Annotated in this window: 16 protein-coding genes, 1 rRNA gene and 1 other RNA gene; 16 read left to right on the top strand and 2 right to left on the bottom strand. The window is 65.8% G+C overall.

Annotated elements, in window-relative coordinates:
* Positions 1-106: 106 nt before the first annotated feature.
* Positions 107-219: ribosomal RNA gene (gene rrf / locus IPU70_RS26445) — 5S ribosomal RNA — on the top strand.
* 249 nt (positions 220-468) lie between these two features.
* Positions 469-834: a membrane protein gene (locus IPU70_RS26450; protein WP_013391517.1), complete on the top strand. Its 366-nt coding sequence runs from the start codon at positions 469-471 to the stop codon at positions 832-834.
* Positions 835-1,288: 454 nt separating this feature from the next.
* Here IPU70_RS26450 and IPU70_RS26455 read toward each other — a convergent pair whose 3' ends face one another.
* Positions 1,289-1,567 carry an SWIB/MDM2 domain-containing protein gene (locus tag IPU70_RS26455; protein ID WP_006217453.1) on the bottom strand — a complete coding sequence of 93 codons (279 nt, stop codon included), beginning with the start codon at positions 1,565-1,567 and terminating at the stop codon, positions 1,289-1,291.
* A 147-nt stretch (positions 1,568-1,714) separates the two neighbouring features.
* Here IPU70_RS26455 and IPU70_RS26460 point away from each other — a divergent pair, with 147 nt between their 5' ends.
* The gene (locus tag IPU70_RS26460; protein ID WP_207472094.1) at positions 1,715-2,908 is read left to right on the top strand and encodes a M20 aminoacylase family protein; all 1,194 of its coding nucleotides are present in this window, start codon (positions 1,715-1,717) and stop codon (positions 2,906-2,908) included.
* Between the two features lie 11 nt (positions 2,909-2,919).
* Positions 2,920-3,984, top strand: coding sequence for a dihydroorotase (pyrC, locus tag IPU70_RS26465; protein ID WP_207472095.1), 1,065 nt, complete (start codon positions 2,920-2,922; stop codon positions 3,982-3,984).
* A gap of 103 nt (positions 3,985-4,087) precedes the next feature.
* On the opposite strand, the gene IPU70_RS26470 is transcribed toward pyrC, so the two are convergent.
* Complete coding sequence (locus tag IPU70_RS26470) at positions 4,088-5,914, bottom strand: ATP-binding cassette domain-containing protein (protein WP_207472099.1); 1,827 nt, start codon at positions 5,912-5,914, stop codon at positions 4,088-4,090.
* Positions 5,915-6,047: 133 nt separating this feature from the next.
* On the opposite strand from IPU70_RS26470, the gene rnpB reads away from it, so the two are divergent.
* The 12 genes from rnpB to IPU70_RS26530 all read left to right on the top strand — a co-directional run bounded on the left by rnpB (position 6,048) and on the right by IPU70_RS26530 (position 20,507).
* An RNA gene (gene rnpB / locus IPU70_RS26475) (RNase P RNA component class A) lies at positions 6,048-6,453 on the top strand.
* A 353-nt stretch (positions 6,454-6,806) separates the two neighbouring features.
* A complete protein-coding gene (mraZ, locus tag IPU70_RS26480; protein WP_006226256.1) occupies positions 6,807-7,235 on the top strand; it encodes a division/cell wall cluster transcriptional repressor MraZ in 429 nt (142 codons plus the stop codon).
* A gap of 7 nt (positions 7,236-7,242) precedes the next feature.
* A complete protein-coding gene (gene rsmH / locus IPU70_RS26485; RefSeq protein ID WP_013391521.1) occupies positions 7,243-8,337 on the top strand; it encodes a 16S rRNA (cytosine(1402)-N(4))-methyltransferase RsmH in 1,095 nt (364 codons plus the stop codon).
* Complete coding sequence (gene ftsL / locus IPU70_RS26490; protein ID WP_207472113.1) at positions 8,337-8,627, top strand: cell division protein FtsL; 291 nt, start codon at positions 8,337-8,339, stop codon at positions 8,625-8,627. The genes rsmH and ftsL overlap by 1 nt, the downstream gene beginning before the upstream one ends.
* Complete coding sequence (locus IPU70_RS26495; protein WP_207472114.1) at positions 8,624-10,354, top strand: penicillin-binding protein 2; 1,731 nt, start codon at positions 8,624-8,626, stop codon at positions 10,352-10,354. The genes ftsL and IPU70_RS26495 overlap by 4 nt, the downstream gene beginning before the upstream one ends.
* On the top strand, positions 10,351-13,206 hold the full coding sequence (gene murF / locus IPU70_RS26500; RefSeq protein WP_207472115.1) for a bifunctional UDP-N-acetylmuramoyl-L-alanyl-D-glutamate--2,6-diaminopimelate ligase MurE/UDP-N-acetylmuramoyl-tripeptide--D-alanyl-D-alanine ligase MurF: 2,856 nt from the start codon (positions 10,351-10,353) through the stop codon (positions 13,204-13,206). Before IPU70_RS26495 ends, murF begins: the two co-directional genes overlap by 4 nt.
* Positions 13,196-14,365 carry a phospho-N-acetylmuramoyl-pentapeptide-transferase gene (gene mraY, locus IPU70_RS26505; protein ID WP_207472117.1) on the top strand — a complete coding sequence of 390 codons (1,170 nt, stop codon included), beginning with the start codon at positions 13,196-13,198 and terminating at the stop codon, positions 14,363-14,365. Before murF ends, mraY begins: the two co-directional genes overlap by 11 nt.
* On the top strand, positions 14,362-15,894 hold the full coding sequence (gene murD / locus IPU70_RS26510; RefSeq protein ID WP_207472119.1) for a UDP-N-acetylmuramoyl-L-alanine--D-glutamate ligase: 1,533 nt from the start codon (positions 14,362-14,364) through the stop codon (positions 15,892-15,894). The genes mraY and murD overlap by 4 nt, the downstream gene beginning before the upstream one ends.
* Positions 15,891-17,084 carry a putative lipid II flippase FtsW gene (gene ftsW / locus IPU70_RS26515; RefSeq protein WP_013391527.1) on the top strand — a complete coding sequence of 398 codons (1,194 nt, stop codon included), beginning with the start codon at positions 15,891-15,893 and terminating at the stop codon, positions 17,082-17,084. The genes murD and ftsW overlap by 4 nt, the downstream gene beginning before the upstream one ends.
* The gene (murG, locus tag IPU70_RS26520) at positions 17,081-18,157 is read left to right on the top strand and encodes an undecaprenyldiphospho-muramoylpentapeptide beta-N-acetylglucosaminyltransferase (RefSeq protein ID WP_207472123.1); all 1,077 of its coding nucleotides are present in this window, start codon (positions 17,081-17,083) and stop codon (positions 18,155-18,157) included. Before ftsW ends, murG begins: the two co-directional genes overlap by 4 nt.
* Complete coding sequence (gene murC / locus IPU70_RS26525; protein WP_013391529.1) at positions 18,154-19,560, top strand: UDP-N-acetylmuramate--L-alanine ligase; 1,407 nt, start codon at positions 18,154-18,156, stop codon at positions 19,558-19,560. Before murG ends, murC begins: the two co-directional genes overlap by 4 nt.
* Positions 19,557-20,507: a D-alanine--D-alanine ligase gene (locus IPU70_RS26530; RefSeq protein ID WP_013391530.1), complete on the top strand. Its 951-nt coding sequence runs from the start codon at positions 19,557-19,559 to the stop codon at positions 20,505-20,507. Before murC ends, IPU70_RS26530 begins: the two co-directional genes overlap by 4 nt.
* The last annotated feature ends 5 nt before the right edge of the window (positions 20,508-20,512 follow it).

The following is a 20,512-nucleotide window of genomic DNA, read 5'->3' on the forward strand; positions in this document are numbered from 1 at the left end:
AGAGCCCATGGCGGCCGCCTGTCGAGACTTGCTCCAGGCGCATTCATCGGTCTCTCGACAGGATTGGAGCGTTTGCCCAGGCAGGGCAGGCACTCAAGCAGTTACGCCTGACAACCATAGCAAGGTGGTCCCACTCCTTCCCATCCCGAACAGGACAGTGAAACGCCTTTGCGCCGATGATAGTGGACGGACGTCCGTGAAAGTAGGTCATTGTCAGGCTTTGATTCCAGGAACCCCGCAGCTCGCGCTGCGGGGTTTTTTCTTTGTCGCGGGCGCTGCTGCCAGGCGCGTGCACTGTCTGACGGTGGCAGACGCGTGAGCGCGTGGCACGGGCTTTTGCTTGGTGCTTGCGCACCGTCAATCAGGCTGCAAGCCGCGCCAGCATTGAATGTGCACAAATAACAACGGCCGTGGGCGGGGTGGCTTTGTGCGGTAAGATTGACCGAGTCAATTCGTTGGAGCGTTATCGTGAGTGATCCCCAGACCCCCGTGCCCGGAACGACGTTAGACCTGCGCACGCTGACCCACGTGGCCTATGGCTTGTACGCCCTGGGCTTCCTGACGAGTGGATTCCTGGGCATCGCCACGCTGGCGGCCGTTGTGCTGATGTATTTGAAGCGCTCGGACGCCGCAGGCACCGTCTATGCCGCTCATTTTGACTGGCTGCTGCGTACTTTCTGGTGGGCCTTGCTGTGGCTGGCCATCAGCGGTATTGCGACCTTGATCTTCATCGGCTGGATCGGCTTGGCCGCGACCGTGATCTGGGTGCTGTATCGCTTGATCAAGGGCTGGCTGTCGCTGCTGGAAGGCTCTGCGCCGACTACCTACGCCTGAAGGCGGGCGTTCAAGCAAAAGGCCGGCACATGCCGGCCTTTTGTTTTGTTGGGCTCGCCCCATGGCTGCGCGCCTATCGCGCGCGTGCGTGCAGCAGCGAACAAGAGACAGGCGAGCGGTTCAGGACCTTGCGTGAGCCTGCAGGCGCAGGAGCTTGTCCGTGCATGGCGCCGCGCATGTGGATGCTCGTGACGCCGCCGAGCCTGGGGTTGTCCGCGCAGCTACCAGCCGCTAGATGCGAGCTTGCAAGAAGCGCTGCCAACTGCCTGAAGAGGCGCGCCAGGCTTGGCTTTCGGGGAATGCTGGTGTGGGGAATCGGGCCATGCCGGTGAGGTGGCGGCGTGGCTGTCGCGATGCTTGAAAGCTGCGCTGGGGAGGCGAGCTCGCCCAGGGATGAACCGGGGCGTCGCGACGATATGAAGGCAGGGACGTACGGGGTACGCCCTTTGCCTGCTTACTTCAGATGTGCGTTGACCAGCTTGGTCAGTTCGAACATCGTGACCTGATCTTTGCCGAAGATCGGGCGCAGCTTGGCATCGGCGTTGATGTTGCGCTTGTTGCTGGCATCTTGCAGGTTGTGCTTCTTGATGTATTCCCAGATCTTTTTGGTGACCTCGGTACGCGGCACGGCTTCCGAGCCGATGACAGCAGCCAGTTCGGCGCTGGGGGTCAGGGGCTTCATGAATGCAGCGTTCGGCTTGCGCGCGGTCGCGGGTTTGGAGGTTGTGGCCATAATGCGGCGCTCCTTCTCTGGCTGTTGGAAAAATTGTCCTGCGGCCGGAGCATAACGTGTCTCTCCCGTAAAGACAAAGGCATTTATCCTCTGTAGCAACTAAAATGCACGGACTGTCCTCCCTACATCGTCATTCTGTAACCTCCTATGTACGCACGATCTCCTTTGGAATCAATTCGCCTCTTTCATGACGAATTGACGGCGCTGCGGCGCGATTTGCACGCGCATCCCGAACTGGGCTTCGAGGAGGTACGGACCTCCGGCATCGTGGCTGGCGCGCTGGAGGCGCTTGGGATCGAGGTGCATCGCGGCATCGGCAAGACTGGCGTGGTGGGCGTCATCCGCGGCAAACGCTGCGACAGCGGGCGCATGATAGGCCTGCGCGCCGACATGGATGCCTTGCCCATGACCGAAGACAACGACTTCGGCCACAAGTCGACCAAGCCAGGCCTGATGCACGGCTGCGGCCACGACGGCCACACCGCAGTGCTTATTGGCGCAGCCAAGTACCTGTCGCAGACGCGCAATTTCGACGGTACCGCGGTGCTGATCTTCCAGCCCGCCGAAGAGGGCCGCGGCGGCGCGCGCGCCATGCTGGAAGACGGGCTGTTCGATACCTTTCCGTGCGATGCGATCTACGCGCTGCACAACTGGCCAGGCCTGAAGCCGGGCACGATAGGCATCAATCCCGGGCCGATGATGGCCGCGGCGGATCGCTTCGAGATCCTGATCACCGGGCGCGGCGGTCACGGCGCGCATCCTTACCAGACTATCGATCCCGTCACGATCGCCGGGCAGATCATCACGGCCCTGCAGACTATCGTGTCGCGCAACGTGAATCCGCTGGATTCGGCGGTGGTGTCCATTGGATCCTTGCAGGCGGGCCATCCCGGCGCGATGAGCGTGATTCCGCGCGAAGCGCGGATGGTGGGCACGGTGCGCACCTTCCGCAAATCCGTCCAGGAAATGGTAGAGAGCCGCATGCGCGAACTGGTGTCAGCTATCGCTGGCGCCTTCGGCGGCAGCGCCGAAGTGACTTACGAACGGATCTATCCGGCGACCTTGAACACGCCGCAGCATGCGAATCTGGTGGCCGACATCGCCACCGAGATGATAGGCAAGGAGAACGTCGTGCGCGATCTGACGCCGTCGATGGGCTCCGAGGATTTCTCTTTCATGTTGCAGAACAAGCCTGGCGCATACTTCCGGCTGGGCCAGGGCGGAGCCGATTCCGGCTGCGTGCTGCACAACTCGCATTTCGATTTCAACGATGCCGTCATTCCCTTGGGCAGCGCGATGTTCAGCGCGCTGGCCGAACGGGGCATGCCGCTGGCAGATTAAGAAGCCTAACCATGTCTACTCAAAATACGACTCAGCTCACCATCACCCGCCCGGACGACTGGCATCTGCACCTGCGCGACGGCGCTGCCCTTGAGGCCGTGGTGGCGGACAGCGCGCGCCAGTTCGCGCGGGCCATCATCATGCCCAACCTGAAGCCGCCGGTCACGACCACCGAGCAGGCGCTGGCCTATCGCGGGCGCATCCTGGAGGCCTTGAAAAAGGCGGGTGGCAACCCCGATGCCTTCACGCCGCTGATGACGCTGTACCTGACCGACAACACCACGTCTGAAGAGATCTTCCGCGCCTACGAGTCGGGCCAGGTCTACGCCGTGAAGCTTTATCCCGCGGGCGCCACTACCAACTCGGACGCCGGCGTGACCGATCTGCTGGGCAAGTGCGCCAAGGCGCTGGAAGCGCTTGAAAAATGCGGCATGCCGCTGTTGGTGCATGGCGAAGTCACGGACCCGTCGATCGACCTGTTCGACCGTGAGGCGATCTTCGTCGAGCGCGTCATGAAACCTCTGCGCCGCGCCTTCCCCGCCTTGAAAGTGGTGTTCGAACACATCACGACGAAAGAGGGCGCCGAGTACGTGCGCGACGCCGAAGGCCCGATTGCCGCCACGATCACGCCGCAGCACTTGCTGTACAACCGCAACGCGATTTTCCAGGGCGGGGTGCGGCCGCACTTCTACTGTCTGCCCGTCCTCAAGCGCGAGACCCACCGCCTGGCGCTGGTCGAAGCGGCCACTAGCGGCAGCCCGCGCTTTTTCCTGGGTACCGACAGCGCCCCGCATGCGCGCGGCCTGAAGGAACATGCCTGCGGCTGCGCTGGCTGCTACACGGCCTTGCACGCCATGGAGCTGTACGCGACGGCTTTCGACGCCGTCGGCAAGTTGGACAAGCTGGAAGGCTTCGCCAGTTTCCATGGTCCGGATTTTTACGGCCTGCCGCGCAATACCGGCACGCTGACGCTGGTGCGTGAGGCCTATGTGGTGCCCGAGGAAGTCGCGTTCGGCAATACGACGCTGGTTCCGCTGGCGGCGGGCGAGGCGCTGGCCTGGCGCGCACGCGCCTGAGCAGTTGCGCCGCGGCCCGGGTCGGCAGATCCGAGACAAGAAAATGCCCCCAAATCCGGGGGCATTTTTCATGCGCCTCTATATGTATATAGAGACAAGCTGATTACAGCGTGCCTTCGCGCCGTGCTTCCAGCAATTCCCAGCGGGCGAAGCGCTCTTCGAGTTCGCTTTCCAGCTTGGCCAGTTCGCCGTTGATGCGTTCGACCTCGGCGGGCGCATCGCGGTACAGGCTGCCGTCGGCGAGCTTGCCGGCGAGCTCGGCCTGCTGCGCCTCGAGCGCAGCGATGGCGTCGGGCAGGCCCTCCAGTTCGCGCAGTTCCCAGGAGTTCATCTTGGTGGACTTGGCGGGTTTGGGCCGGGCGGCCTTGGCGCGCGCGGCGGCGTCGTCGGCAGGCCGGGCGGCAGGGACGGTCTCTTCGGCGGGGGCTGCCGGCGCGGGCCGCTGGGCGACCCACTCGTCGTAGCCGCCCACGTAGTCGCGCCAGCGGCCATCGCCTTCGTAGGCGATGGTCTGCGTGACGACGTTGTTCAGGAAGGCGCGGTCGTGGCTGACCAGCAGCACCGTGCCCTGGTACTCCTGCAGCAATTCTTCCAGCAGTTCCAGCGTTTCGATGTCGAGGTCGTTGGTGGGTTCGTCCAGTACCAGCACGTTGGCGGGGCGGGCGAACAGCCGTGCCAGCAGCAGGCGGGCCCGCTCGCCGCCGGACAGGCTGCGCACGGGCGAGCCGGCGCGGGCCGGCGAGAACAGGAAGTCGCCCAGGTAGCTCATGACGTGCTTGCGGGCGCCACCGATTTCGACCCATTCGCTGCCCGGGCTGATGATGTCGACGAGTGTGGCGTTTTCGTCCAGCTGCGCGCGCATCTGGTCGAAATACGCGACCGCGACATTGGTGCCCAGGCGGGTCGTGCCGCTGTCCGGCTGCATTTCGCCCAGGATCAGTTTGAGCAAGGTGGTCTTGCCGGCGCCGTTGGGGCCGATGATGCCGATGCGGTCGCCGCGCAGGATGGTGGTGGAGTAGTCGTCCACCACAATCTTGTCGCCAAAGGCTTTGTTCACGTGGTCGAGTTCGGCGACCAGCTTGCCGGAGCGTTGGCCTTCGGCAAGCGCGAGCGAGACGTCGCCGACGCGTTCGCGGCGTTCGGCGCGATCGACGCGCAGCTGTTCAAGGCGGCGCACACGGCCTTCATTGCGGGTGCGGCGGGCTTCGACACCCTTGCGGATCCAGATTTCTTCCTGCGCCAGCAGCTTATCGAAGCGGGCTTGTTCCAGGCGCTCGGATTCCAGCCATTGGGCCTTGCGTTCCTGCCACTGCGAGAAGTTGCCGGGAAAACTCAGCAGCCGTCCGCGGTCGAGTTCGACGATGCGGGTGGCGACGGCGTCCAGGAAGCGGCGGTCGTGGGTGATGATGACCGCGGCGCCTTTCCAGGAGCGCAGCATTTCCTCCAGCCAGGCAATGCCCTCGAAGTCCAGGTGGTTGGTGGGTTCGTCCAGCAGCAGCAGATCCGGCTCGTCGACCAGCGCGCGCGCCAGTGCGACCCGCTTGCGGGTGCCACCGGACAGACCAGCGATCTGCACGTCGGCGGGCAGGCCGAGTTTTTCCAGCACTGAGCGCACGCGCGACGGGCGCTGCCAATCTTCGTGGTCACCCTCGACATTGCAGACGACATCGAAGACGGTGGCGTTTTCGTCCAGCTCAGGTTCCTGTTCGACGGTGGCCACGCGCAGTCCGGAGCTGCGGGCGATATCGCCGTCGTCCGGCTGGGTCCTGCCGTCCAGCAGTCTCAGCAGCGAGGACTTGCCGGCGCCATTGCGGCCAATGAGGCCGATGCGCTCACCGGCCTGGATGGCGAAATCGGCATGATCCAGCAGCGGATGGTGGCCAAAGGCCAGCTGGATGTCGGTAAGGGTGATGAGCGTAGCAAGGGCCATGTGGTGGGTAGTATCTGCGGCGTCTGAGCGAAACAAGGCGTATTGTCGCAGGAACCCTGCAACGACGTTTGGGTGGCCCATGCCTCGGCCGCTTTGGGGACAGAGCCGGCGGGTGTAATAGAATACGGACCGCAAGGCGGGTCGGGCGATCGCGGTGGATGCGAATCCATCGAGGAAGGTCCGGACTCCACAGGGCAGGGTAACGGCTAACGGCCGTCCGGCCGCGTCTTCGGGCGCGGTTGAGGAATAGGGCCACAGAGACGAGTCTGCGGGGTGGGCGCGCATCGCGCGCACAGATACGGCCATCTCCGTATCGCGCCGTCCGGCAACGGGCGGCGGCATCGCAGGGTGAAACGCGGCAACCTCTACCCGGAGCAACATCAAATAGGCATGCGTGCGGTCTTCGGATCGCGAAGGGCGGCTCCGTCCGAGTATGCGGGTAGATGGCTAGAGCGGCTCAGCAATGATCCGCGCAGAGGAATGATCGTCCGCCAGGGAAACCTGGTGTACAGAATCCGGCCTATAGACCCGTCTTGCAACTCATTCTCAACGCGAGCGAGGTTCGAACCAGAGCCTGGCATCGCGTGGGCCGGGTCGGCCACTTTTTCGATCGTCACAATCCCGGAGTCCGGCGGAAAGCCTCGCCAACTGGAGCAATCGACCGATCGTAAAACAATGCAAAGCCATTGTTAGCTGCCACTTCTGAAGAAGGACTTTTAGATAGTGCCGCAACCTCCTGATTTATTGGGAGGTTTTTCTTTTTGCGGATTTACATATTGATCTAAGTCCTTGTTGTGATTGAAAAAATTGCAACCACGCGCTTGACCGCCCTGATCCCATACCGTAGAGTGGGAAATAGTAGGAAATTGTGCAATTAAGTGGGGTAAAAGTGGTGTTTCAGGGAAGCAGCGCGCTCACGCTGGATGCCAAGGGACGGATCTCGATTCCGACCCGGCATCGTGACGCGCTCATGTCGCAGGCCGATGGCCGGCTGACCCTGACACGCCACCCTGACGGCTGCTTGCTGGTCTACCCGCGGCCGGAGTGGGAAAAGAAGCGCGAGCAGATTGCTGCCTTTCCCATGACGGCGCGCGCGTTGCAGCGGCTGTTGCTGGGCAACGCTCAGGACGTGGAACTGGACGGCTCCGGCCGGGTCCTGATCGCTCCTGAACTGCGCAACGCTTCCGGTATGACGCGCGATGTGATGCTGCTCGGTCTGGGCGCGCACTTCGAGCTGTGGGACGCCGCTACCCTGGCCAGCCGCGAGGCTGAGGACCTGGCCAAGGGTATGCCGGATGTGTTGAATCAGTTTTCGTTCTGAAAAAGTTATGGAATTCGAACATCGGCCCGTTCTGCTGGAGCCGACGGTGGACGCGTTATTGCTGCCCGACTTCGGCGGCAAGGGCGCGACACGGTCGCATCAGCAGGCCGGGCCGGCTACGGCTACGCGAGCGGAGGACGGCGTCTTCGTCGACGGCACCTTCGGGCGTGGCGGGCACAGCCGCGAACTTTTGGGCCGTCTGGGCAAGGCTGCCAGGCTGGTGGTGTTCGACAAGGACCCGGAGGCGATCGCCGTAGCCAATGCGTTGGCGGCAGCGGACCCGAGGGTCACCGTGGTGCATGGCGGCTTTGCCACCATGGCCGAAGAATTGGAGCAGCTCGGCATCGGCAAGGTCGATGGCGTGATGCTGGATCTGGGCGTTTCCTCGCCTCAGATCGACGATGCCGAGCGCGGTTTCTCGTTCATGCGAGACGGCCCGCTCGATATGCGGATGGACACCACTCGTGGTCCCACGGTGGCGGATTGGCTGGCGCAAGCCAGTGTGGATGAGATGCGGGAGGTCATAGCGGATTATGGCGAAGAACGGTTTGCTTTTCAGGTTGCAAAGGCGATTGCTGCTCGCCGCGCAACAAGGCCGCTGCGCACCACGCTCGAACTTGCCGAGTGCGTCGCCAGCGCCGTCCGCACGCGCGAAAAGGGGCAGCATCCGGCCACACGCACCTTTCAAGCTCTACGGATTTACATCAATCGGGAACTCGAAGAGCTCGCGCGCACCCTCGCGGCAGCTCTAGACCTGCTCGCCCCGGGAGGGAGGTTGGCGGTGATCAGCTTTCATTCGCTTGAAGACCGCATGGTCAAGCAGTGCATCGCGGCAGCGGCTCGTCCGGCTGCCGCGCATGCGCGCCTGCCCCTGCGGGAAAGCGAAATGCCGCAGCCGGTCCTGCGTTCCCTGGGGCGCGTGCTGGCCGAAGACGATGAGGTCTCGGCCAACGCCCGCGCCCGTTCCGCCGTCCTGCGTGTCGCCGAGCGCACCGAAACGCCGCTGCCCGCCGAGGGCGGCTTTGCGTTCGTGAAGATCGGCTCGCTGCCGGGCAGCGACCTGGCTCCTGCGCCGCGCCGCGGCAAGGGGGGGCGTCGCTAATGGGTCGCGTCAACCTGATCGTTGCGGCTTTGCTGATGCTGTCGGCCATTTCCCTGGTCACCAGCCGGTATCAGTCGCGCCAGCTCTTTATTGAGCTGGGCCGCGATCAGGCGCACGCACGCGACCTGGAAACCAGTTGGCGGCGCCTGCAGCTGGACCGCGCCGAACTCGCCCGCAACGCGCGGGTGGACGCGATTGCGCGTGATGGCCTGAAGATGATTTCCATCGTTCCGGACCGCACGCTGTACATGAATCAGGCGCCTGTCTCCGCCAGCGGAGGCGCGCAATGAAACGCATCCCCTTCTTCGACAACCCCGTGCTGCGCGGGCAATTGCCCACGTGGCGCGCGCGCCTGGTGCTGATCCTGCTGTTCGGCGGGTTCACCGTGCTGGCCGGCCGCGCGCTGTTCCTGCAGGGGCTGTCCACCGAATTCCTGCAGCAGCAGGGCGAGCGGCGCTATGAGCGCACGCTGACCCTGGCCGCCACGCGCGGCAAGATCATGGACCGCAATGGCGCGGTGCTGGCCTCCAGCGTGCCGGCGCGCGCCATCTGGGCGATTCCCGAAGACGCCAAACAGGCCACCCCGGCGCAGATGGATACCTTGGCGAAGCTGCTGGAAACGCCCTTGGCCGATCTGCGCCACCGCCTGGTCGACGAAGACAAGAACTTCGTCTACCTGAAGCGCCAGGTCTCGATGGACGTGGCCGACAAGATCAAGCAATTGGGCATGCCGGGCGTGCACCAGCAGCCGGAGACCCGCCGCTACTACCCGGACGGCGACGTGATGGCCCACGTGGTGGGTTTCAACAGCGTCGAGGACCAGGGGCAGGAAGGCGTCGAACTGACGTTCAATCAGCAGTTGTCGGGTCGTCCGGGCAGCCGCCGCGTCATCAAGGACCGGCTGGGCCGCGTGATCGAGGACGTGCAGGCCGTGACCTTGCCGGTGGACGGCCGCGACCTGCGCCTGTCCATCGACACGCGCTTGCAGTATCTGGTATTCAAGGCGTTGAAGGACGCCATGGACAAGCACCAGGCCAAGGGCGCGACCGCCGTGGTCGTGGACGTGCATACGGGCGAGATCCTGGCCCTGGCCAACGTGCCGACCTTCGATCCGAACAAGCGCGAAACCTTCCATGGTTCCAAGCTGCGCAACCAGGCCATTACCGACACCTTCGAGCCCGGCTCGATCATGAAGCCCTTCACCGCCGCGCTGGCGCTGGACCTGGGCCGCATCAGCACCAAGACGCTGTTTGAAACCGGCAATGGCCGCTTCCAGTACCAAGGCAGCACGATCAGCGATGTGAGCCGCAACGGCACGCTGGACGTGGCCGGCGTGTTGCGCAAGTCCAGCAACATCGGCATGACCATGATCTCCGAGAAGCTGGAATCCCGCGAGATGTGGGACCGCTTCACCGAATTGGGCCTGGGCCAGGCGCCCCAGGTGGGATTTCCCGGTGCGGCGCCTGGCCGCCTGCGCCCCTGGGACCGCTGGCGCCTGATCGAAAAGGCCACGATGGCCTACGGCTACGGCCTGTCGGTGTCGCTGCTGCAGGTGGCGCGTGCCTATACCGTTTTCGCCCGCAATGGCGACATGGTGTCGCTGACGCTGGTCAAGCGCGACAGCGACCCTACCAGCGTCAAGATCTACACACCCAAGACCACCGAAATGGTGCGCGGCATGCTGGAAGCGGCTGCTGGCCCCGAAGGCACCAAGGCCGCCCAGGTGCAGGGCTATCGCGTGGCCGGCAAGAGCGGCACGGCGCGCAAGATCGTCGACGGCAAGTACAGCATGCAGCGCTATCGGAGCTCCTACGTGGGCTTCGCTCCGGTGTCGGATCCGAAAATCGTCGTGGCCGTGTCCATCGACGAGCCGACGGTTGGCGGCTATTACGGCGGCGCTATCGCCGCGCCCGTGTTCTCCCAGATCGTGGGGGGGAGCTTGCGGCTGATGGGGGTGCGCCCGGACGCGCCCTTCGAATCCACAATTGTTGCTGGTCTTAAGGAGCCAGGCAGATGAGCGCCAAAGGCTTCCTCTTCAACCCTGTCGCCACGGTTGCCGAAACCGTGGCGTGGTTGCATTCGCGCGTGTCGTTGACCGCGCACCTCAAGCTGGACTCCCGTGATATCGAGCCGGGCGATGTTTTCGTCGCCTGCCCGGGCCTGTCCAGCGACGGACGTCTCTATATAGAGAAGGCGTTGGCGCTGGGCGCCAGCGCGGTGTTGTTCGAAGCCCCCGCCAACGATGCCGTCGCGGCCGTGGCGGACCAGGCCCCGATGCTGCCGGTGACCGGCCTGCGCGCCCTGCTGGGCGAGCTGGCCGACACCTGGTATGGCCGGCCTTCGGCCGAGCTGGCGGTCGTGGCGGTGACTGGCACCAACGGCAAGACCTCATCGGTGCAGTGGATCGCCCACGCGCTGAGCCGCAATGACAAGCCCTGCGGCACCATCGGCACCCTGGGCGCCGTGCTGCCCGACGGGCGCACGCTGGGCGGCGACCTGACCACGCCTGACGTGCTGACCGTGCATCGCACGCTGGCCGCCATGCGCGACGCCGGCGCCAAGGCCGTGGCGATGGAGGCATCCTCCATCGGCATCGAGCAGGGCCGGATGGACGGCGTGCGCGTTGCGCTGGCCGCCTTCACCAATCTGACCCGTGATCATCTGGATTATCACGGCACCATGGAACGGTACGAGGCCGCCAAGGCGCGCCTGTTCCGTTGGCCGGGCCTGACCGCAGCCGTGATCAACGCCGATGACGAAGCCGGACGCCGCCTGATCGCCGATCTGCCTGTCGGCATGGCAATGGGCTACAGCCTGAGCGCCGACCAGGAGATTCCCGCCGGCATGCGCGCGCGCGATCTCCAGGCCACCGCCCAGGGCCAGATTTTCACGCTGGTCTCGCCGCATGGCGAGGCCCAGATCGTGACCCGCCTGCTGGGCGCGCACAACGTGTCGAACCTGTTGCTGGTGGCGGGCGTGCTGTATCAATTGGGCCTGCCGTTTGCACAGATCGCTCGCGAACTGGCCGCGACGGATCCCGTCGACGGCCGCCTGCAGACCGTCGAGCCGGTGGCGCACAGCACCCAGGCCGCCACGGGCCGCGGCGCGCTGGTGGTGGTGGATTATGCGCATACGCCCGACGCGCTGGCGCGGGCACTGTCCGCCCTGCGCGCCGTCGCGACCGCGCGCTCGGGCCGCCTGATCTGCCTGTTCGGTTGCGGCGGCGAGCGCGATCCGGGCAAGCGTCCCGAGATGGGCCGTATCGCCGCGGACCTGGCCGACCACGTGGTCGTGTCCAGCGACAACCCGCGCACCGAATCGCCCGAAGCCATCGTCGAACAGATCCTGGCCGGCATTCCCGACAGCGTGCGCCCCGATGTGCAAGTGGATCGTGCGCGCGCCATCATGCAGACCATCTGGGCGGCTGCGCCCGATGACGTGGTGCTGCTGGCCGGCAAGGGGCATGAGACCTATCAGGACATCGGGGGCGAGAAGCTGCCCTTCGATGACCGCGAATGGGCGCGGCTGGCGCTGCTGGTGCCGCAGGTCAAGGGCGTGTCCACCGACACCCGCCGCATCGGCCAGGGCGAATTGTTCGTGGCACTGGTGGGCGAGAACTTCGACGCTCACAACTATCTGGACCAGGCCGAGGCGCGCGGCGCCTGCGCGGCCGTGGTGGCGCATGCCGTGCCCGATGCCAAGCTGCCGCAACTGGTGCTGGGCGACACGCGCATCGCGCTGATGCGCATCGGCGCCGCCTGGCGTGCGCAGTTCGCGTTGCCCGTGGTGGCGGTGACCGGCAGCAACGGCAAGACCACCACCAAGGAAATGATCTCGGCCATGCTGGCCGAGTGGCAGGGCGAGGCGGGCCGCCTGGCGACCGCCGGCAACCTGAACAACGACATCGGCGTGCCGCTGACTCTGCTGCGTCTGCGGCCGGAGCACCGAGCAGCCGTATTCGAACTGGGCATGAACCACCCCGGCGAGATCGCGCAATTGGCCGCCATCGCCGCGCCCACGGTGGCGCTGGTGACCAACGCCCAGCGCGAACACCAGGAATTCATGCACAGCGTGGAAGCCGTGGCCCATGAGAACGGCGCGGCCATCGCGGCGCTGCCCGAGGATGGCGTCGCGGTTTATCCCGGCGATGAACCCTATTCGGCGATCTGGGACGCCTTGGCCGAGCCGCGCCGCGTGCTGCGCTTCGGCCTGCAGCCCGGCCTGGACGTGTATGCCGAACAGATTCTCGCGGACGTGCATGCCACGCGGTGCCGCGTGGTCACGCCGGTGGGCGTCGCCGACTTGGTGTTGCCGGTGCCGGGCCTGCACAACCTGCGCAACGCCTTGGCGGCCATTGCCAGCGCGATCGCCGCGGGGACGCCGCTGGAAGGCGCGGTGCGCGCCCTGTCCGGTTTCAGCCCGGTCGCGGGCCGCATGCAGCACAAGCATATGAGTGACGGAACGTTGCTCATTGATGACACCTACAATGCCAACCCCGACTCGGTGCGCGTGGCCGTGGACGTGCTGGCCCGCATGGCCGGCAAGCGCGTCCTGGTGCTGGGCGACATGGGCGAGGTCGGGGACAACGGCCCCGCCATGCATGTCGAGGTGGGCAACTACGCGCGCGAGCATGGGCTCGACGCGTTCATCACGCTAGGCGAAGCCAGCCGGGCGGCCGCGGCCGCATTCGGTGTGGGCGCGCACGCCTGCGCATCGGTAGACGAAGTGGTTGCCGCCTTGCGCGGCTTGCGCGCGTCCTGCGTATTGATAAAGGGATCGCGCTTTATGCGCATGGAGCGGGTAGTGACGGCTTTTTCTACGAATGAAGGTGTGACGGCCAAGGGGCAGGGAGAGCAGAATGCTGCTTGAAATCGCCCGCATGCTGTCTGACGATGTGCGCGCGCTGGGGGTGTTCGAATACATCACCTTGCGCGCCGTGCTGGCGTGCGCAACCGCGCTTTTGATCGGCCTGGTGGCCGGTCCGCGCGTGATCCGCAAACTGACCGAGATGAAGATCGGCCAGGCCGTGCGCTCCTACGGCCCGGAAACCCATCTGGTCAAGACCGGCACGCCCACCATGGGCGGCGTGCTGATCCTTATTTCCATCGCCATCAGTACGCTGTTGTGGGCGGACTGGACCAACCGCTTCGTGTGGGTGGTGCTGCTGGTGACCTTCGGCTTCGGCTGGATCGGCTGGATGGACGATTACCGCAAGGTGGTTTATCGCGATCCGGAAGGTATGCCCGCGCGGCAGAAATTCTTCTGGCAGGCGACCATCGGCATCGTGGCCGCGGTGTATCTGGCGTTCGCCGTGTCGGCGCCCGCCAATACCGAACTGTGGCCCCTGTTCAAGGCCTGGGTCGGCAGCGGCTTCACGATGCCTCTGCCGACGCGTGCCGACCTGATCGTTCCGTTCTTCAAGAGCGTGAGCTACCCGCTGGGCGTGCTGGGTTTCGTGGCGCTGACCTGGGCCGTTATCGTCGGCACCAGCAATGCCGTGAACCTGACCGACGGCCTGGACGGCCTGGCCATCATGCCCACCGTCATGGTGGGCAGCGCGCTGGGCATCTTCGCCTACGTGGTCGGCCGCGTGGACTATTCCAAGTATCTGCTGTTCCCCTATATCCCGGGCGCATCGGAATTGATGGTGCTGTGCGCCGCGATCGGCGGTGCCGGCCTGGCATTTTTGTGGTTCAACGCGTATCCGGCGCAGGTCTTCATGGGCGACGTCGGCGCGCTGGCGCTGGGCGGCGCATTGGGCACCATCGCCGTCATCGTGCGCCAGGAAATCGTGCTGTTCATCATGGGCGGCGTGTTCGTGGTCGAGACCCTTTCCGTGATGATCCAGGTGACGTGGTTCAAGTACACCAAGCGACGTTATGGAACAGGTAGACGCATTTTCCGCATGGCCCCGTTGCATCATCACTTTGAAGTGGGTGGCTGGAAAGAAACCCAGGTGGTCGTGCGTTTCTGGATCATCAGCATGATGCTGGTGCTGATCGGCCTCTCTACCTTGAAGTTGCGATGAATACGATGGAAACCTCCCGCGCAGACGCGCCGCTCGTCCTGATCCTCGGATTGGGCGAGACGGGTGTCGCCGCCGCTCGCTGGTGCGCCCGCCTCGGCGCCCGCTTGCGCGTGGCCGACACGCGCGCCGAACCGGGCGGGCTGGCCGCGTTGCGCGAGTCGCTGGCGCAATGCGAAGTGGAATACCGCCTGGGCTGCGATCAGTCCTTCGACACCGCGCTGCTGGATGGCGTGAGCCAACTGGTGCTGAGCCCCGGCCTGGCGCCCGCTCAGCCTCCTGCGGCGGATCTGCTGCGCGAGGCCGAGGCCGGCGGCATCGAGATCGTTGGCGAAATCGAATTGTTTGCGCGCGCGCTGGCCGACCTGGCCGAAACGCGCGAGTACCGGCCGCGCCTTTTGACCGTGACCGGCACCAACGGCAAGACCACCGTCACCGCGCTGACGCGTCAACTGATCGAGGCCAGCGGCCTGTCGGTCGTGGCCGCGGGCAACATCAGCCCCGCGGCGCTGGCCGCGCTGATGGAGGCGCTGGATGCTGAATCGCTGCCGCAAGTCTGGGTGCTGGAGCTGTCCAGCTTCCAGCTGGAAACCACGCGCTCGCTGATGGCCGATGCGGCCGTCGTGCTCAACGTCACCCAGGATCACCTGGACTGGCATGGCAGCATGGAAGCCTACGCCCAGGCCAAGGCCCGCCTGCTGAAGATGGCGCGCGTAGCGATCGTCAATCGTGACGATCCCTACACGGTCGACATGGTCGCCACCTTGAATGCGCTGAACGTGCGCAGCTTTGGCCGCGACATGCCGGAATTGGTCGGCGATATGGGCCTGGAGCTGGGCCAGGGCGTGGCCTGGCTGGCGGCCTGCGAACCGAACGATTTCGATGAACCCGCGCCGCCGGTGCGCCGCAAGAAGGACGCGCCCGAACCCGTGCGCGCCAAGGGCCGCATGAGCCGTCTGATGCCAGTGGACGCCTTGCGCATCCGCGGCATCCATAATGCCTTGAATGCGCTGGCCGCGTTGCAATTGGCCCGCTGCCTGGATCTGGGCTGGGGCGCCATGCTGCGCGCGTTGCGCGAGTACAGCGGCGAACCGCATCGCGCGGCCTTCGTGCGCACCATCGGCGGCGTCGACTACATCAACGACAGCAAGGGCACCAACGTGGGCGCCACCGTGGCTGCGCTGGAAGGCCTGGGTCAGCAGGTCGTGCTGATCGCTGGCGGGCAGGGCAAGGGCCAGGATTTCTCGCCGCTGATTCCGGGGGTGACGCAGCATGCGCGCGCCGTGATGCTGATCGGCCAGGACGGTCCCGAAATCGGCCGCGTGCTGGCGCCGACCGGCGTGCAGTGCGTCGTGGTTGAAACGTTGCGCGATGCGGTGCGCGGCGCCGCCGAACTGGCCCAGCCCGGCGATGCCGTGCTGCTGTCGCCCGCCTGCGCCAGCCTGGACATGTTCCGCAACTATCCGCATCGCGGACAGGTGTTCGTGGAAGAGGTCGAAGACCTGGCCCGCGACCGTGGAGAGGTCGCATGAGCCTGATCGCCGATCTCACCGCCAGCGTCAACGCCGTACGGCCCGGCCGTACCCGCATGCGCAATTTCGATCTGCCGCTGGTCATCGCGGCATCGACCTTGCTGCTGCTCGGCCTGCTGATGGTGTATTCGGCATCGATCGCGCTGGCCGACGGCCCGCGCTACGCGTCCTATGGCCGCTACTACTTCGTGATCCGCCACGGCCTGTTCATCAGTGCCGGGTTGCTTGCCGCCGCCGTAGTGCTGGCGGTGCCGATCCGTGTGTGGCAGCGTCTGGCCGTGCCCCTGTTCGTGGTCGCCAACGTGCTGCTGGTGGCCGTGCTGATTCCCGGCATCGGCCGCGAAGTCAACGGCGCGCACCGCTGGATTCCGCTGGGTCCGCTCAACTTTCAGCCTTCCGAGCTGATGAAGCTGGCCGCGCTGCTCTACGCCGCCGATTACACCGTGCGCAAGCAAGAACATATGCAGGCGTTCGCGCGGGGCTTCCTGCCCATGGCGTTCGCGCTGGCCGGCGTCGGCATGCTGCTGCTGCTCGAGCCCGACCTGGGCGCTTTCATGGTGATCGTGGCGATCGCTATCGGCATCCTGTTCCTGGGCGGCATCAACGGCAAGTACTTCAGCAGCCTGCTGGCGGTGCTGGTCAGCACGTTTCTGATGCTGATCTGGCTGTCGCCGTGGCGCCGCGCACGTCTGTTCGCCTACCTGGATCCCTGGAACGAAGACAATGCCTACGGCAGCGCCTACCAGTTGTCGCATTCGCTGATTGCCCTGGGCCGCGGCGAATGGCTGGGCGTGGGCTTGGGCGCCAGCGTCGAAAAGTTGCACTACCTGCCGGAAGCGCACACCGACTTCCTGATGGCGGTGGTGGGAGAGGAACTGGGTTTTGCCGGCGTGATGCTGGTCATCACCCTGTTCGCCATCATCGTCTACCGCGGATTCGACATCGGCCGCCAGGCCATCGCCATGGAACGCACCTTCGCGGGCCTGGTGGCGCATGGCGTGGCGATGTGGTTCGGCGTGCAGGCCTTCATCAATATGGGTGTCTGCCTGGGCCTGCTGCCCACCAAGGGCCTGACCCTGCCCCTGATGAGCTACGGCGGTTCGGGCGTGGTGATGAACCTGTGCGCCCTGGCCATGTTGATCCGGGTCGACGTGGAAAACCGCATCATGATGCGTGGAGGGCGGGTATGACGGCCTCGCGCACCATCCTGATCATGGCCGGTGGCACCGGCGGACACATCATGCCGGGCCTGGCCGTGGCCGACGTGCTGCGCGAGCGCGGCTGGCGCGTGCTGTGGCTGGGCAATCCCGAAAAGATGGAGGGCCGGCTGGTGCCGCCTCGCGGCATCGAGCTGGTTCCGCTGCGCTTCCAGGGCGTGCGCGGCAAGGGCGCCTCGGCGCTCCTGAAGCTGCCGTTCCTGCTGCTGCGCGCGTTCGGGCAAGCCTGGTCGCGTTTGTCCGACGTGCGGCCCGACGTGGTGCTGGGCATGGGCGGCTACGTGGCTTTCCCGGGTGGCGTCATCGCGGCGCTGCGCGGCACGCCGCTGGTCGTGCATGAACAGAATGCCGTGGCAGGCACCGCGAACAAGTGGCTGGCCCGGATGGCCCGCCGCGTGCTCAGCGGCTTTCCCGGCGTATTACCCAAGGGCGAGGCCATGGGCAATCCGGTGCGCGCGGACTTGTGCGCGCTGCCGGACCCTGCGGTGCGTTACGCCGGCCGCAGCGGTCCGCTGCGGGTGCTGATCGTGGGCGGCAGCCTGGGCGCCCAGGCGCTGAACACGACTTTGCCGCAGGCGCTGGCGCGCCTGCCGCAGGAAAGCCGGCCGGTGGTGGTGCACCAGGCAGGCGAACAACATTTGCCCGCGCTGCAGCAGGCCTACGCCCAGGCGGGCGTGGAAGCCGATTGCCGCGCATTCATCGATGACATGGCGGGCGCCATGGGCGATGCCGACCTGCTGATCTGCCGCGCGGGCGCCATGACGGTGTCCGAAGTGGCCGCGGCCGGTGTCGCGGCGCTGTTCGTGCCGTTCCCGCATGCCATCGATGACCACCAGACCGCCAACGCACGCTTCCTGAGCGACGCGCAGGCCGCCTGGCTGCAGCCGCAGACCGGCCTGACGCCCGAATGGCTGGCGCAGTGGCTGGGCCAGCGCTCCCGACAAGAACTCCAGGCCGTGGCCGAACGGGCCCGCGCGCATGCGCGCCCCGAAGCCGCGGCCCATATCGCCGACGTCTGTGAACAAGCAGCGGGGCGTTCATCATGAAACATAGAATTCAACACATCCATTTCGTAGGCATAGGCGGCTCGGGCATGAGCGGCATTGCCGAGGTGCTGCTCAACCTGGGCTACACCATCAGCGGTTCCGACCTGAACGAGTCGGCGGTGACGCGCCGCCTGGCCGGCCTGGGCATGAAGATCGCGATCGGCCACGTGGCCAGCAATGTCACCGGCGCCGCCGCCATCGTCACGTCCACCGCGGTGGCGGGCGACAACCCCGAGGTAATCGCCGCCCGCGCGGCGCGCATCCCGGTGGTGCCGCGCGCCCTCATGCTGGCCGAGCTGATGCGCCTGAAGCGTGGCATCGCCGTCGCCGGCACGCATGGCAAGACGACCACGACCAGCCTGGTGGCCAGCGTGCTCGCCGCCGGCGATCTGGATCCGACCTTCGTGATCGGCGGCCGTCTGAATTCCGCGGGCGCCAATGCGCGCCTGGGGCAGGGCGACTACATCGTGGTCGAAGCCGACGAATCCGACGCCTCGTTCCTGAACCTGCTGCCGGTGATGGCCATCGTGACCAACATCGATGCCGATCACATGGACACCTACGGGCACGATGTGGCGCGACTGAAGAGCGCTTTCATCGAGTTCACGCAGCGCCTGCCGTTCTACGGCAGCGCCGTGCTGTGCTCGGACGACGCCAATGTGCGCGAAATCATGCCCTTCGTGTCGCGGCCGATCACGACCTACGGCCTGAACGAAGAGGCGCAGGTGCGCGCCTACGAAGTGCAGCCGGCAGGTACGCGCATGCGCTTCAACGTGCAGCGCACGCATCGCGATACCCTGCTGCCGCCGCTGCAGGTCGAACTGAACTTGCCGGGCCTGCACAACGTGCGCAACGCGCTGGCCGCGATCGCCGTGGCGACCGAGCTGGGCGTGGCCGACGAGGCCATCTGCGAGGCATTGTCTTCCTTCCACGGCGTGGGCCGCCGCTTCACGCAAACGGGCGATTTCCCCGTGCCGGCCAACCATGGCGGCGGCACCTTCACGGTGATCGACGACTACGGCCATCACCCGGTGGAAATGGCTGCCACGCTGGCCGCCGCGCGCGGCGCCTGGCCCGACCGCCGCATCGTGCTGGCGTTCCAGCCGCATCGCTACACCCGGACTCGGGATTGTTTTGAAGACTTCGTGCGCGTGCTCGGCACCGCCGATGCCGTGCTGCTGACCGAGGTCTACGCAGCGGGCGAACCGCCTTTGGTGGCGGCGGACGGCCGGGCCTTGTCGCGCGCCTTGCGCGTGGCCGGCAAGGTCGAGCCGGTATTCGTCGAGGACGTGGCGGAGCTGCCGCAGGCCGTGGTGGATTTCGTGCGCGACGGCGATGTGGTGATTGTTATGGGAGCGGGTTCGATCAGCAAGGTCCCCGCCCAAGTTGGAGAACTGGCATGAGCACGCAATTCGGCAAAGTGGGTGTGTTGTACGGCGGCCGTTCCGCCGAGCGCGAAGTGTCCTTGATGTCGGGCGCTGGCGTGCACCAGGCGCTGCTCAGCGCCGGCGTGGACGCGCACCTGTTCGACACGGGCGAGCGCAGCCTGTCCGAGCTGGCGGCCCAAGGCTTCGACCGCGTGTTCATCGCTTTGCATGGCCGCTATGGCGAAGACGGCACCATCCAGGGGGCCTTGGAACTGTTGGGCATTCCCTACACCGGCAGCGGCCCGCTGGCGTCCGCGCTCGCCATGGACAAGACCATGACCAAGCGCGTGTGGTTGCAGCACGGCCTGCCCACGCCCGACTTTGAATTGCTGGACGCGGATACCGAACTGCGCCTGGTGCCGGACCGCCTGAGCCTGCCTCTGATCATCAAGCCGCCGCACGAAGGGTCGACGGTGGGCATTACCAAGGTGGTGGGCTATTCCGACATGAAGGAAGCCTACGCCGCGGCCGCGCGTTTCGACGCCGAAGTGCTGGCCGAGCAGTTCATCACCGGCCGCGAGCTGACCGTGGCGGTGCTGGGCGGCGGCAAGACCGCGCGCGCGCTGCCCGTCATCGAGATCGCCGCGCCTGGCGGCAATTACGACTACGAGCACAAGTACTTCTCCGACGACACGCAGTACTTCTGCCCGGCCACGCTGCCGCCCGAAGTGGCCGCGGAAGTCGCCGAGATCGCGGTCCAGGCTTACCAGGCGCTGGGCTGCGAAGGCTGGGGCCGCGCCGATTTCATCCTCGACCGCGACAACCGGCCGTGGCTGCTTGAAATGAATACCTCGCCTGGCATGACCAGCCATTCACTCGTTCCCATGGCCGCCAAGGCGGTGGGAATCAGCTACGCCGACCTGTGCGTGGCGATCTTGTCCGAGGCCGCGTGCAAAGTGCGCAGCCCGGCCCGCAACGCTTGACCCGG

Source organism: Achromobacter sp. SD115, assembly GCF_017355315.1.
Lineage (GTDB): Bacteria > Pseudomonadota > Gammaproteobacteria > Burkholderiales > Burkholderiaceae_B > Achromobacter > Achromobacter xylosoxidans_B.